Genomic DNA, 13,279 nt, shown 5'->3' with positions numbered 1-13,279 from the left:
TTTTTTTAGACAAAAGAAAACCCGCCATATAAGCGGGTGTGATTGCTGTGTTTTTTAAATCTTTCGATATAAGCCAACAACCTTACCAACTAATCGGCAATCCTCTGTCAGCTTAATAATTTGCTCATCCCACTTCGGGTTTAATGGCTTCAGGTATTTGGTTGTACCTTCGATAATAAGTTGCTTAAAGGTGGCCTCATTGTCCCCAGTGCAAGAAACAATAACCAGATCCCCGGTCTTTAAATCGCTCACCTGAAAATCTGGATTTACATATATGCGGTCTTCGGGCTCGAACTTTGGAGACATTGAGATACCAGTCACTACCAATCCATAGCCGTTTTTTCCGCACTCCCTGATAGGTGGGAGGTATTCATCAACTTCAGCATCCTTTAGGACTGTTTCTATTGAGCCGAATGATCCAGCAGCCACCCATGAAATCACAGGAACCGGGCGACCTTCAAAAGATATTCTCTGGGAAATATCCACATTATTATCAAGCCGCACCCGAGATTCTTTTCCTGACATAAGCCAGTTCGGGTCTACCTTGAGTGCGTTAGCTAGATTTGTAAGATTTTCGCCAGTTGGTGCTGACTTTCCTTCTATCCAATTCCCTATGGTTGGGCGAGATACACCGATCATACGAGCAAGCTTTGCATTACTCACATCCATATCAAGCATTAATTTTGAAATTCTCTGACCAATACTCACAAGGTATTCCCTCATCTCAATGTAAAAACATTTTAACAAGTGGCGTTGTAAATGTATTTTACGTGTGGTAAATTATATTTAACATTTTAGTTAAGGGTTTTTTACTATGGACTTTTCTTCCGTAGCCTCTCTTAAAAAGCACTTTAATGCCGATTCAGATCAAAAGTTAGCTGAAGCATTGGCAAAAATTGGAATTTTAAGAACTGGCTCACGACAAACAATTTATTTGTGGGGTGGTGTTGTTCCTCAACACGTTCAGGACGCACTTGAGCTTCGCCAGTACCGCATGAACGACAAGCAAAGAAGGGAAAAAGTGAGCTAAACATGGGAGTCGATGATTTGAAAGAAGCAATCGAAAAAGGATATTTGGGCGGGAAATACAACGTTCCCAAAACCATCAAATTTACACATGAAATGCTTGATGCAATCGCTATTGCTAGCGAAACCAATGAGCAGGATTCGTGTAACTGGGTGCGTGAGGTCATAGCGAAAGCCCTACTAGCTGAAGACGCTAAGTACGAGCGTATGGCAAGAGCGCGTAATCGGTCAAAGTGTACTTCGGGCACTTTGGTACACCAAAAAGAAAGCCCATCTGCGGGAACAGATGAGCCTGATATTCAAAACCTAGAGGGAAATGAACAGTGAATATGTTAGCACAAAATGAAAGTGAAGCATCCACCCTGTTTAAACAGGTAATAAAAAAACTGGAAAGCAAAGAGGATCTTTCTTTTGTTGAGCAGTGTGTGATGGTTGTTGCCTTAACCGCTTTTCACCCTGGAAAAATAACAAGCGATTACTTCATCAAACAAAACGAGAATAGCGACTTTGCTCCTCATGATGTTATCGAAAAATTTATTAATGCACTACCAAGCAGCATGGACAGAACATACTCGGATGTTGGTTATATATCTTGTGGTTTAGATCCAAAGACCAAAGAAAGCATCTACCCAGAAGCTGGTGGGCCAAAAGCTGAAAAAACCTACATTGTAAAAAAACGCGGCACCAATGAAATAAAAATTGGGAAAACAATCGATGTTGGGTTTCGAGTCAAAACGCTTCAAAACCAGTCTGGGTGCAAATTAGACATACTTTGCATTATCGAAAAAAACATCGAAAACATGTTGCACAGGCAGTTTGCTGAACTCAGAACTATTGGTGAATGGTTTGATGACTCAAAAGGCTTGATCGCTGCATTTGCTGCAAAGCAAGGTGGTGCAGCATGAACTACCTAACCCGCCAATTTATCGACCAATACGACAGGGAGCATCCAGACTTTGCTTTCCGTGTATGTGCCGTTGTTGATCTATACGACAGCGACTTGGATATGTTTCACATTGAAGAAGTGCAGGATGAGTACGAAGAATTTAAAGAAGGGGGAGATTGTGAGTAATTTTATCCCTAACAGCTTCCAGTTGCCGAATGCTTTTGTTGATGAAGCAATGAAGAAACTCAGCCCTACAGCAAACCTCCTATACATTGTGATTGTTCGCAAAACTCGTGGCTGGCAAAAGAACAAGGATGCCATCTCATTAACTCAGTTTGAGGCAATCACTGGTCTATCAAGAAAAACTGTAATCAAGGCGATTAATGAACTAATTGAATTTGGTTTTGTGAAAGAGTATGCCCAAAAGAACGCTAAAGCAGCCAAGTCTTATGCCCTAAACGATAGTGTATTTTCTACACTAGCAGAATCTCCACTAGTGGAAAATTTACACCATACTAGTGGAGAAATTCCACCAGTTACTAGTGGAAAATTTCCACACACAAAAACAACTATAAAAACAACTAATCAAAAACAAGGGGTGTACTCGGAAGACTTTGAAAAATTCTGGGAATCATATCCACGTTGTAAGCGTAAATCAGACAAGTCTGGAACATTTAAAACTTTTGAGAAATACAAATCAGTTGTGACTACTGAAACATTGATCAAAATTCTAAATGCTCAAAAACAAGATCAGTCTTGGATTAAACAGGATGGTGAATTTATTCCAGCACCGACTACCTGGCTAAACCAAAAGAATTGGGAGAACGATTACTGGACAACTCAACAACCAGTATTTAACCAAGCAGCACCAGCACCTCAAAACCTTAAAACAGTAAAAGGAGCTTGGTAATGTCTGACATCCATAACATCGCAATCGAGCAATGTGTCCTTGCTGCATTGATGACAGTTCAAAACTCTTATGAAACTGTTGCAGGTGACTTAACTCAAGACTGCTTCTTCTCAACAAAGCACCAAGAGGTTTTCAAAGCTATTTCCGAATTGGCTGATTCTGGAAGACCTTATGACGCTGTACTGGTTGAACAGAAACTGAATCAAAGTAAATCACTGGTTGATGCGACTGACTACCTGATGACCATCATGTCTGAATCACCATCAAGTTTTTATAACTTGGGCAGCTATGTATCTGAACTCAACAAACTGAAATCACACCGCAAGGTTGAGGAAATTGGCAAGAAGATTGCCATGATCGCCCATGACCTGAATCTGGATGATGTTTTTGCTGAAGCAGAGGGGCTATTTAGCGGATCAGACAATCAGGATCAGAATAACTTAGGTTCAAGCTTTGAAGACTCCATTGATAGCGCTTTGAAAAAGATGATCGAGAAGGCTGAAGCACTGGCAGCAGGTAAGCCGTCAGGTGTGAGGTTTAATCTGCCTACACTGGATAACCTCATCGGTACAGTTCAAAAAGGTCATTTGTGTGTCGTTGGTGGCAGACCAGGATCGGGCAAGTCTACTTTGGCGCAAATGCTGGCACTGGATACTGCAATCAAAAACAAAGGTGTGCTGTTTGTATCGGCTGAGATGGATAAAGAGACTTTGGCCAATCGAATGATTAGTGCCTTGAGTCTGATCCCTTATGACGAATTACATAACGCTCGTATGTCGTCAGGTGTGATGCAGGACTTCACCAGCGCCCAAGCTACCTATGCAAAGCTGCCAATCTGGATCGAACCGAAGCAAAAGCCGACATTAAGTGAAGTTCGTACCTATGTACGCAAAGCAGAGCGCCGCTACAAGAAGATAGGGCTTGGGTGCATCGTTATTGACTACTTGCAGTTACTTCGCAATCCGAGCCAAAGAGACCGCATTCAAGAGGTGGCATCCATCAGCCGTGAACTCAAATCAATGGCGAAGGAATTTGAGTGTCCAGTGATTGCATTAGTCCAGTTAAACCGTGACGCAGACAAAGGCTCACGTCCTAAGAGTTCAGACATTAAAGAATCGGGTCAGATTGAACAGGATGCAGACCAGATCGTTTTATTACACCCAAAGCTGCAATCAGAGGACTTAATGCCGACTGGTGTGACTGAGGTGCTGGTGACTAAAAACCGTCATGGCAAGAAGGGGATCGTGTTGGTTCAGGATCAATTGGACGTATGCCGTTTTGCAAGTGTGGCTCAAGAGCAAGTAGGGGGTGGGGTGTGAAGCATTATCACGGTTTGCCAATCACACCTGCAACGGCAGCTTATGAGGCGGTAAAGCAAGGTCATGCATTTGTATCGTTTGCCCATAAGCAGCAACTGGGTGTTGCTATCGAGGTTTCTCAGTCATTTGCAATTGATAACGGAGCATTTAGCGCATGGAAATCAGGAAATCCAGTCCAAGACTGGTCTGAGTTCTATGACTTTGCATTTGATTGTTTGAAGTACCCGCATTGCGACTGGATTGTAATTCCAGACGTTATTGACGGAAATGAGGCGGATAACGATGCATTGCTTGCTGAGTGTCCGATTCAGAAAGAGTTCGCAGTTCCGGTCTATCACATGCATGAAAGTCTGGATCGATTAGAGCGTCTTGCAACTGATTACCACCGCATTGCACTCGGGTCTTCTGGTGAATTTTCCGCGATTGGCACGAATGAGTGGTGGGGTCGGATGAATCAAATGATGGAAATCGTATGTGATAAGGATGGCTACCCGCTGATCAAGATGCATGGTCTTCGTATGTTGAATCCTGCGATTTTCAGCAAGTTACCACTTGAGTCGGCCGATTCAACCAATATTGCTCGAAATATTGGAATCGATCAGGCGTGGAAGGGCAACTATATGCCGCCAACCAAGGAGATGAGAGCTGCCGTGATGCGCTCACGTATTGAGTCAGTAAATTCAGCGAACTTTTACAAGCCAGAAGAAGTATCTAAGCAACTGTGTATTTTTGGGGGTGCAGCATGATTTTTGAAACAGAAAAAGTATCGACTCAAATTAAAGGCCGTTCGGATTGGGATATTTCAGAATGGCTGAATCAGGGCAATAAACCAAAGACGCTTGAGTTTGGTTTTACGCACTTTCCAGATGGTGTGGTGCCACTGGATAAGAAACAGGTGGTAAAGCCGGAAGCTGAACGCAATGCCAAGCTTGAACGAATTAATCAGGAGGCGCGTCAATCCAAAGCAGTAATCAAGCGCCAGAAAGAAGCGGATCGAATCAAGCGCCAAAAGGAGATGGAAGCTAGGAAGATCGAACGTGCGATTGCCAAACTTGAACGTGATGCAGCCAAAAAAGAGCAGGCAGAGATCAAGGCGGAACTTAAAGCACTGGGTCAGACTCAGGTTCAAGTGGATCGTGCTGCAAGAATCAATCGTCAAATGTTGCTATTGGCTGAGTTTAGAAGCAAGGCGCAGATGGGGGATATGCAAGCCATGTCTAGAATGCTTGGATTCAAGAAAGACATTATATGCAAATTGGCGTCTGGTGGCGTGGCGTTGAGTGCAAAGCGTCTGGTGCTACTCGAAGAAATCCTGCCGACTTTTGAATACGGCACACATGTAAACCGCAGCAAAGTGGTGGCAAGAGAAATTTCACCAAAGCGCCAGATATGGATCAGAAACCATGAGGCCAAAAATGCAGCTCTGGCAAAAGGTCATCGGAAGTTTATCGGGTTTTGTCATAAGGAAAATAAAGAAACGATTTTCCGTATTTATGCGACTCGTGACGTATCTGCATGTGTGTCGTGTAGTAAGGCTTCGCAAAAGAGAAAGCGTGAATTAACTGCAAAAAAACCACGCGAGGTATCGGAAAACAGAAAACGGATGCTTGAGGCGCAAGCTCAAAACCTTAAATCATTTGTAGGGGTCTGCAAGCATCACGGAGAAACATCGTTCCGCATTCACGATATTAATTCATTCAAGTGCAAAGCATGTTCAGCCGAAGCCATGCAGAAAACCCGAATAAAAACCCGCGCTGAACTTGAGAGCAATCCGCGAACAATCGAACTTCGGGAATTTTTAAGAAGTGATGAGAAGAACGGGCGAGTTTCAGCATTGGCCAGATTCTTAGGTGTGTCCATCACTACGGTTTCAAATTATGGATTAGGGAATGCGGCAATTCCAGACAACCAGTGGGAAAAAATCAAAGAGTTTAAGGCGCAATTGCAAGGAGTGGCAGCATGAACTTAATCGAGAAATTGGGATTGGAAAAGTGTAAGCAGATTGTGGATGGGGCACCGGAGGGGGCTGAATACTGGCGCGATATGGACTCAGTCTGTAGCCCAAATGAGATTTTGCATTACCGATGGTTTGCTGGAGCTTTGATTGTGCATGATGCGGAAAAGGGCTGGATTAAGTCTATTTACCATGATGGTAATGAATATATTTTAGATCAGCTTGAATTGCTGTCCGATCTTAAATCTGAAATCGATCATCACTATTACGGCCAAAGTGAAGAAAAAGAGCTTGAGCAATATGCGCTGTTAAGCCAAGAAAAAATTGAAGGCGGTGCCATGCTTATTGGTGATAACTCCAAGGCTGTACAGATGGTACGAGATATTACGGACCATTGCAGTGATATCAAAAACCACATTAGCCCGAATACGAAGGTGATTGAAAGATGAGTGAGATAGATAGCACCCTAAACGAACGTGGCGCTCGATATGGCAATTATTCCGATGTGGCGGGTACAACTCAACAGTTAATGGCTATCGTTGAATCTGGCGCAAACTACAAGCATTTAAACGCAGAGCAGAAAACCAGTCTTTTTATGATCTTCAATAAGATTGCTCGGGCTGTGAATGGCGACCCTGATTATGAAGACAATTGGCACGACATTGCCGGATATGCAGCTTTGGCAGAAAAGTCATGTGCAGATGGTGGATTGCCTGAAGCCATTGCGAACTACAAGCCAAATTATGCGGGGCTTGTGCATGAGTAAGTACGGAAACAAGAAGGTGGTGCTTAACGGCATCACTTTCGATAGTCAGAAAGAGGCTAGACGTTATCGGGATCTGTCCTTGCTTGAGCGTGTCGGGGAAATTAAAGAACTGGAGTTGCAGAAGCCGTTTGTCCTGGCTGAATCGGTAAAGTTTGAAAATGAGCCAAGACGCAAGCCAGCAGTGAAATATGTCGCAGATTTTGTTTATCAGGAAAATGGGCAGTTGGTTGTTGAAGATGTGAAAAGCGCAATGACGCGGAATTTGCCAGTTTACCGTTTGAAGAAGCACTTGATGAAGTCGGTACACGGTATCGAGATTAGAGAAATTTAGGGGAATAGGGATGAATGCGATGGTGAAGGCAGAAGTAATGAATTGGGATCGTTTTAGTATTGAAGATTGGCTTAAGCAGTATGGAGCATACATCCAGATTTCACGCATGAAGTCGGGCAATGAACCGGACTCACTTGGGGTAAATCAAATTTACTGGCTGATTCTTGAAAATAACAAAGGGGTGGCACCACGTAAAGATCAGGTTATTTGCCAGATTAATGACTTTGAAGTGGAGCAGGTGCGGAAATTGATTGTAGATTTTAATAAGTCTAGTTCGGTTTGTGCTTCGGCCAAAGTTGCTGTGCAGTTGTTCATTGAGAAGAATGTGAGAGGGATGTCATTAAGCCAGATGGAGAAAGAATTTACTCTATCAAGAAGCTCGATAAACAACATGGTATATGCAGGAAGTTATTACTTGGCAGGCCATGACAAAAGACTTCGCTTAAAATGATTAAATAACTTGCGTTTAAATGCGAATATGCTATTTTGTGTTATAAGTGACCGAAGTGTAAATAATGCACTTGGTTCCAAAAGAAGCTCGCCAAATGGTGGGCTTTTTTAATGCCCTGAGAAATGTTGGTGTAAGCAATATCGGGGCACCAGATTCTAATTAGATGAAATTACACCAAATTAAAATGCTTGATCATTGCTTGATTAACCAGGAAGGAATCTTGCTTAGTTCGACAAAGTTAATGACATTATTTCAGAAATAAATATCATAAATTTATGTTTTATAAGTGAAAATAACTGACATATCTTGCGACATGATTGCTTGATTGTCCAGGAGTAAAATCATGCTTAGATTACTGATGTGCTTATTCGGCCTGCATGGTGCGACTGAGATCGATTACACGATTGATGATGAAGAGATCAAAGTATGTCGTGATTGTTTGAAAGGAGTTGAATAGTTTCACTCATAAGAAGGGATCCTGTTTTATTTCCTTTGATTGAAAGTAGGCTAAGGCCGAGGCAACAAGTAGTAGCGCTCCAATCACTATGAAAAATGAATCCTTTGTATGGATGCCAACTCCAACACCAATGACACCTCCTATAAATAACAATAGGGAAAGGGTCAATAAAATAAAATATCCCATGATTTTCATCACAATAAATTAATAGTTGATAGAAATTTAAAGCATTATTGTTAATGTTGCATTAACAAATAATTACATTTGCCGAACGTATTACGGCAAACAAAGCCCCTCGCATTCTAGATGTTGAGGGGTTTTCTTTTCTTATTGGTGGTGGATATGACTCAGTATAGTGATGAAGTTATTGCGCGAGAGTTGCAGGCTGAGTTGATTCGAGCGGTAGCGCGCACCCAAGACAAACTTGGGGTGAAATTTATGACCGTGAACATGGATCTCGATATTTATGGCGATGGTTCAAAAGTGAAATTCTCAACAATACCAGAGCACATCCTAAAGCCTGTGAGTTGATTTTATTGGTGGTGTTTATGGACATAGTAGAAGCAAAACGGAATTTAGAAGTACTCGAAAAGAATCGCAGCCGATTAATGAATTACAACCATCTGTTCTCAAGCTATGCATTTAAAGAAATGTGCGGTGCTGAACTTCGCAAAGTAAATAAGCAGATCCACGGCATAGAAGAACAATTAAATGCGGAATCAAAAAAGACTCGCAGCAATCAGAAAGCTGCCATGTATTCGATGCGGTAATCCCAATAGTCAGGCTGCTCATTCAAATTCAAGCCGTGACGGTAAAGGGCGTGGAATCAAGGCCGATGACAGCAAAACCGTTTCCCTTTGTTTTAAATGCCATGCTGCATTCGATCGTTTTGAATTGGGCAGTCGGGCCGAGAGTGAAGCAATGTTTGATCAGTGGTTGGTGAGAGTGAATCGGATGTTGGTGATGGAAGATAGAGAGGTGTTTTGATGTCCAGTAAAGAAGTAAAAGTAAAGCAGATCGAAACGGCATATGAGTATGCGGAAAAAGTGATTGCGCAAAATCAGCAGATCATCAGATTAAATCCAGGTAATAAAGATGCATGTGTTGCTGCACATGGCCAGATTGATTTGGCTAAGAAATTTAAATTGCTCTTGTCTGATAATGGCGAAGAGATCTTAAAGATTATTCATGACATGGAATAAGTCTTAGGAGATAGGAAATGCAAAAAGCCGTGTTTCCTATCCAGTCACATGCCGACATCACCAAAGCTATTAACTTCATGCATACCAATTACACTCAGGCGATTAATGAGGGTAAGCCGTTAAGGGTGGTGATTGATCAGAAGCAGGATGATAGGTCCACTGCACAGAATAGACTCATGTGGATGTGGCTTGGCCAGATAGAGAAAAAGACTGGTCAAGATAAAGACTCACTGCATTACGAGTTTAAGAAGCGCTTTTTGATTTATATCTATCGTCGTGATGATCAGGAGTTTGCTGAGACCTGTAATGCGATTGCAATGTTGAAGCAGAATGAGTGTGAAGAATACCGGGTGATTGCAGAGCAGGTGATAAGACTTTGCAGTACAACCAAATTAAGCGTTAAGCAGATGACTGAATATTTGGGGTATGTGCATGACTTTACTGTCACAAGATTAGGTATTCATTTGACTGTGCCGGATGATTTGAAGTGGTGTTGTGATCTGATTTAATTATTTATAAGATGGAATTTTCTACTGGGAAATTTCTATGACAATCACTTATAAATCTGAATATTCAGAGTTCATTATCAATCCGTCTAGAATTAATTTTATTCAGGCTTTTGCGCAAGAAAATATTATCAATGTCTACTTCTCAAAAGATGACTTTTTAAGACTGACTTTTAATAGTGATACTCAATATCGAGACTTCTTAGCCAAGCTACAGTCAAGTATGTAAATCAAGCCTCCTTCGGGAGGTTTTTTAATGGGTGGTGTTATGACATGCCAAGGCTGTGAAGCAAGACGCAAATGGATGAAAGAACAATATGAGCGATCAAGAGAACGAATGCGGTTGTGCATCGAACGACTTACTTCTAAAGCTAATCGAACAGAACAACCAACTAATAAACCAAGTGGCCCAAGTCATCCAGATCAACAATGAACAAAATGCTCAGATCAATGAGCTATTGATTCAGTTGGAAGGTGATGAGGATGATGAGCCTAAGTCACAGTATTTGGATGGATGATTATGAGATTAACAGTAGATGAAGCCATAGATCTCGGGTTGCTCGGCAAGGTTAAAGTCAAGCTTAATGGTGAGTATGTTCGGGATGTGGTTGTTGCTGATGAGGAAGAGGGATACATCAAGCGATTCAAGAGGGTTGACGGCAAGTTTGTGATCAACCGGAAGCGTGAAGAGGTTGAGACTGAAGTTCTGCATGGCAATGTTGTAATCGAGATTGGTAATGAAACTACCCAGACTGCAAAGCAAACTACAGGCGATGACACCGAAGGCACCGAGACCACCTAAGAACAATTGGGGTCAAGGTCGTGGTGGTAGACCATGGCGCAGACTTAAGCAGAAGATTCATTTACGTGATGAGTGGACCTGCTGCTCATGTGGTCGTGTGACTATGGAGCTTGAGTTGGACCATATTGTTAATGTGGCTCAAGGCGGTACGGATGATGAAGTTAACCTTCAGTCGTTGTGTGTGCCTTGTCATAAGAAGAAGACGAGCAAGGAGAGTCGAGTGTGACTAAGCAATCAATAGCGGCTGCAATTGTTTTTGGTGTTTTAACTATTCAAACAATCTTGCTTAAGCTCTCATTTGAAACCAATCCTGACTCATTTCTTATAGTGCTTATAGGTTTCCTATTTGCGGATATATTTTCTGCTGCGACTTATGGAATCTTTGTGGACTAGCATGGGGGGAGTCAAAAAGTTTGAAACCCTGAGCCAGCGGACACCACGCCCCCTCTCACGTATAAAAAAATTTCCCATTTCACAAATATGTTAAAGGAGGGCACATGGCTTTAACAGCAAAAAAGAAGGCATTTGCCCAAGCTAAACATGATGGCGCAAATAACAAGGAAGCCGCTATTTTCGCGGGTTGTAGTCCTGAAACAGCATCACAAGCTGGTTCAAGAATGGCGAAAGATCCAGATGTGATTGCTCACATTGAGCGACTTGAAAGTGTTAAAGATGTTAACACTGATGTTAAACCCGATCCGAAGCCAATTATCACCAAAAAAGACATTGAAACTGCTGGCTGTCGTGCTGACCCGCTAAAGTTTCTGGAAGAGATTTGGACTGATCCGGTTGAAGACATGAAGATGCGAATGGATGCCGCAAAGGCAGCACTCCCATATTTTCATGGCAAAGTTGCTGAGAAAGGTAAGAAAGAATCTCAGGCGGATGATGCTAAGGCTGCTGCAACTGGTGGCGGTAAATACGCTACTCGATCAGCAAGAAAAGCAAATTACAGTTAGGTTGAAATATGACATCACTCAATTGGTCCACAGCGTGTCCCGATTGGGATGAAAAAATTAAAAAAGGGCAGTCGCTCATGCCATGCAAGCCATTATTCCCAGAAGAAGCGGAAATGGCCTTGGATGTTTTCAAGAGTCTAGTTGTGACGGATGTAATTGGTCAGCCAACTATGGGTGAAATCACCCGACCTTGGGTATTTGAATTTGTGGCCTCAATCTTTGGTGCTTATAGCGAAGATGAGAGTCGGCGTTTAATCCGTGAATTCTTTCTGCTGATCCCAAAAAAGAACTCAAAATCAACACTGGCTGCATTCATTATGCTGACGGCATTGATTATGAATGACCGTGGATCTGCTGAGTTGATTATTCTCGCGCCCACAAAAGAGGTCGCAGACAATAGTTTTATTCCAATTCGGGATGCGATTAAAGCGGATGAAGAATTAAGCGCACTGCTTAATATCTCTGAGCACACCAAGACAATTACACACCGATCCACAAACGCCACTCTTAAGGTGGTTGCCGCTGAATCGAATACGGTAGGTGGTAAAAAGGCTTCATGGATTCTGATTGACGAGTTGCACTTGTTTCAAAAGAACGCTGGTGCAGCAAGTATGTTTCGTGAAGCGACCGGTGGTCTGGCATCACGCCCAGAAGGCTGCATTATCTACCTGACAACTCAGGCCAATGAGCAGCCGTGCGGCGTATTTAAGCAAAAATTAGATTATGCCCGTGATATTCGTGATGGGATTAAACAGAACAACAAGTTTCTACCTCTGATTTACGAGTTCCCAAAGCAGATGATTGAGGATGGGGAGCATCTTAAAAAAGAGAACTTCCATATACCCAATCCAAACTATGGCACCTCGGTCGATCCGGTTCAGCTTGAAGATGACTTTGAGCAATCACGCGATGGTGAAGAATCCGACTTTAGGGACTTTTTAGCCAAGCGACTCAATGTTGAGATTGGTATTAATCTTAGAGCCAACCGTTGGGCGGGTGCTGAATACTGGCTGCAGCAATCCAAAGAATTTACCCTGGATAAACTCATCGAGCAGTCAGATGTCATCACCTGTGGTATTGATGGTGGCGGCCTTGATGACTTGCTCGGCTTCGCTGTACTTGGTCGGCATGCAAAAAGCCGTAAATGGTGGCTCTGGAATCATGCTTGGTGCAATAAGACTGCAGTCGAAAGACGCAAAGAGAATGCTCCAAAATACGCTGACTACGAAAAGGAAAAAAGCCTAACCATTGTTGAGCGTATCGGTGATGATATTGACCAGCTGGCAGCCATTGCAAAGAAATGCTTTGACTCTGGCAAGCTCGATAAGATCGGCTTAGATCCACTTGGTTTGGGTGGTCTACTGGATGGCTTACTTGATGCTGGTATTCCTGAAGATAAGCTGATTGCGGTAGCTCAGGGCTTTAAGTTGATGGGTTATATCCTCACGACTGAGCGCAAATTAGCTGAAGGTAATCTTTACCATGCCGGACAAGGCTTGATGACCTGGTGTGTTGGGAATGCGCGTGCAGTTATCAAGGGTAACGGCATGATGATCAGTAAGCAGGAATCGGGTGTTGGGAAGATTGACCCATTGATTGCTACGTTTAACGCGGTGGCCTTGATGTCAATGAATCCAGAACAGGCCGAAAAAGAATACAACATCTACTTCGTTTAATTTATTCACTTTCCAAAGCTCGCATTACGCGGGC

The 13,279-nt window shown here is 42.7% G+C and carries 24 protein-coding genes; 23 read left to right on the top strand and 1 reads right to left on the bottom strand.

Annotation, left to right across the window (positions count from 1 at the left end; translation table 11 throughout):
- Positions 1–54 precede the first annotated feature (54 nt).
- Positions 55–708, bottom strand: coding sequence for a LexA family protein (locus tag KT990_RS02530; protein ID WP_228730813.1), 654 nt, complete (start codon positions 706–708; stop codon positions 55–57).
- Positions 709–814: 106 nt separating this feature from the next.
- On the opposite strand from KT990_RS02530, the gene KT990_RS02525 reads away from it, so the two are divergent.
- The 23 genes from KT990_RS02525 to KT990_RS02420 all read left to right on the top strand — a co-directional run bounded on the left by KT990_RS02525 (position 815) and on the right by KT990_RS02420 (position 13,245).
- A complete protein-coding gene (locus KT990_RS02525) occupies positions 815–1,030 on the top strand; it encodes a hypothetical protein (RefSeq protein ID WP_218209107.1) in 216 nt (71 codons plus the stop codon).
- 2 nt (positions 1,031–1,032) lie between these two features.
- Complete coding sequence (locus tag KT990_RS02520; RefSeq protein WP_218209106.1) at positions 1,033–1,353, top strand: hypothetical protein; 321 nt, start codon at positions 1,033–1,035, stop codon at positions 1,351–1,353.
- A gap of 2 nt (positions 1,354–1,355) precedes the next feature.
- A complete protein-coding gene (locus KT990_RS02515; RefSeq protein WP_218209105.1) occupies positions 1,356–1,931 on the top strand; it encodes a GIY-YIG nuclease family protein in 576 nt (191 codons plus the stop codon).
- Positions 1,928–2,098, top strand: coding sequence for a hypothetical protein (locus KT990_RS02510; RefSeq protein WP_218209104.1), 171 nt, complete (start codon positions 1,928–1,930; stop codon positions 2,096–2,098). Before KT990_RS02515 ends, KT990_RS02510 begins: the two co-directional genes overlap by 4 nt.
- Complete coding sequence (locus KT990_RS02505; RefSeq protein ID WP_218209103.1) at positions 2,091–2,822, top strand: replication protein; 732 nt, start codon at positions 2,091–2,093, stop codon at positions 2,820–2,822. The genes KT990_RS02510 and KT990_RS02505 overlap by 8 nt, the downstream gene beginning before the upstream one ends.
- Entirely contained in the window at positions 2,822–4,141 is a 1,320-nt protein-coding gene (locus KT990_RS02500) for a replicative DNA helicase (RefSeq protein WP_218209102.1), read from the top strand. The genes KT990_RS02505 and KT990_RS02500 overlap by 1 nt, the downstream gene beginning before the upstream one ends.
- On the top strand, positions 4,138–4,887 hold the full coding sequence (locus KT990_RS02495) for a hypothetical protein (RefSeq protein ID WP_218209101.1): 750 nt from the start codon (positions 4,138–4,140) through the stop codon (positions 4,885–4,887). Before KT990_RS02500 ends, KT990_RS02495 begins: the two co-directional genes overlap by 4 nt.
- Positions 4,884–6,104: a hypothetical protein gene (locus KT990_RS02490; protein ID WP_218209100.1), complete on the top strand. Its 1,221-nt coding sequence runs from the start codon at positions 4,884–4,886 to the stop codon at positions 6,102–6,104. Before KT990_RS02495 ends, KT990_RS02490 begins: the two co-directional genes overlap by 4 nt.
- The gene (locus tag KT990_RS02485) at positions 6,101–6,544 is read left to right on the top strand and encodes a hypothetical protein (protein WP_218209099.1); all 444 of its coding nucleotides are present in this window, start codon (positions 6,101–6,103) and stop codon (positions 6,542–6,544) included. The genes KT990_RS02490 and KT990_RS02485 overlap by 4 nt, the downstream gene beginning before the upstream one ends.
- Positions 6,541–6,861: a DUF6378 domain-containing protein gene (locus tag KT990_RS02480; protein ID WP_218209098.1), complete on the top strand. Its 321-nt coding sequence runs from the start codon at positions 6,541–6,543 to the stop codon at positions 6,859–6,861. Before KT990_RS02485 ends, KT990_RS02480 begins: the two co-directional genes overlap by 4 nt.
- On the top strand, positions 6,854–7,192 hold the full coding sequence (locus KT990_RS02475; protein WP_218209097.1) for a DUF1064 domain-containing protein: 339 nt from the start codon (positions 6,854–6,856) through the stop codon (positions 7,190–7,192). Before KT990_RS02480 ends, KT990_RS02475 begins: the two co-directional genes overlap by 8 nt.
- Positions 7,193–7,202: 10 nt before the next feature.
- A complete protein-coding gene (locus KT990_RS02470; protein ID WP_218209096.1) occupies positions 7,203–7,643 on the top strand; it encodes a hypothetical protein in 441 nt (146 codons plus the stop codon).
- 799 nt (positions 7,644–8,442) lie between these two features.
- On the top strand, positions 8,443–8,631 hold the full coding sequence (locus tag KT990_RS02465; protein ID WP_218209095.1) for a hypothetical protein: 189 nt from the start codon (positions 8,443–8,445) through the stop codon (positions 8,629–8,631).
- A gap of 17 nt (positions 8,632–8,648) precedes the next feature.
- Entirely contained in the window at positions 8,649–8,870 is a 222-nt protein-coding gene (locus KT990_RS02460) for a hypothetical protein (RefSeq protein ID WP_218209094.1), read from the top strand.
- Positions 8,812–9,087 (top strand): hypothetical protein, encoded by a 276-nt coding sequence (locus KT990_RS13460; protein WP_228730812.1) that lies wholly within the window; start codon positions 8,812–8,814, stop codon positions 9,085–9,087. The genes KT990_RS02460 and KT990_RS13460 overlap by 59 nt, the downstream gene beginning before the upstream one ends.
- Positions 9,087–9,302, top strand: coding sequence for a hypothetical protein (locus tag KT990_RS02455; protein WP_218209093.1), 216 nt, complete (start codon positions 9,087–9,089; stop codon positions 9,300–9,302). Before KT990_RS13460 ends, KT990_RS02455 begins: the two co-directional genes overlap by 1 nt.
- Positions 9,303–9,319: 17 nt before the next feature.
- Entirely contained in the window at positions 9,320–9,811 is a 492-nt protein-coding gene (locus tag KT990_RS02450) for a recombination protein NinB (RefSeq protein WP_218209092.1), read from the top strand.
- 314 nt (positions 9,812–10,125) lie between these two features.
- Positions 10,126–10,326 (top strand): hypothetical protein, encoded by a 201-nt coding sequence (locus KT990_RS02445; RefSeq protein WP_218209091.1) that lies wholly within the window; start codon positions 10,126–10,128, stop codon positions 10,324–10,326.
- Between the two features lie 2 nt (positions 10,327–10,328).
- Positions 10,329–10,610, top strand: coding sequence for a hypothetical protein (locus tag KT990_RS02440; protein WP_218209090.1), 282 nt, complete (start codon positions 10,329–10,331; stop codon positions 10,608–10,610).
- Positions 10,546–10,836 (top strand): HNH endonuclease, encoded by a 291-nt coding sequence (locus KT990_RS02435; RefSeq protein ID WP_218209089.1) that lies wholly within the window; start codon positions 10,546–10,548, stop codon positions 10,834–10,836. Before KT990_RS02440 ends, KT990_RS02435 begins: the two co-directional genes overlap by 65 nt.
- Positions 10,833–11,003 carry a hypothetical protein gene (locus tag KT990_RS02430; RefSeq protein WP_218209088.1) on the top strand — a complete coding sequence of 57 codons (171 nt, stop codon included), beginning with the start codon at positions 10,833–10,835 and terminating at the stop codon, positions 11,001–11,003. The genes KT990_RS02435 and KT990_RS02430 overlap by 4 nt, the downstream gene beginning before the upstream one ends.
- Positions 11,004–11,107: 104 nt before the next feature.
- On the top strand, positions 11,108–11,569 hold the full coding sequence (locus KT990_RS02425) for a terminase small subunit (protein ID WP_218209087.1): 462 nt from the start codon (positions 11,108–11,110) through the stop codon (positions 11,567–11,569).
- Positions 11,570–11,577: 8 nt separating this feature from the next.
- Positions 11,578–13,245: a terminase large subunit gene (locus tag KT990_RS02420; RefSeq protein WP_218209086.1), complete on the top strand. Its 1,668-nt coding sequence runs from the start codon at positions 11,578–11,580 to the stop codon at positions 13,243–13,245.
- The last annotated feature ends 34 nt before the right edge of the window (positions 13,246–13,279 follow it).

Origin of the sequence: Acinetobacter sp. F9 (genome assembly GCF_019195275.1) — a bacterium.
Taxonomy (GTDB): Bacteria; Pseudomonadota; Gammaproteobacteria; order Pseudomonadales; family Moraxellaceae; genus Acinetobacter; species Acinetobacter pseudolwoffii.
Note: the sequence above shows the minus strand (reverse complement) of the source record. Positions and strands in the feature narration are given on the sequence as shown.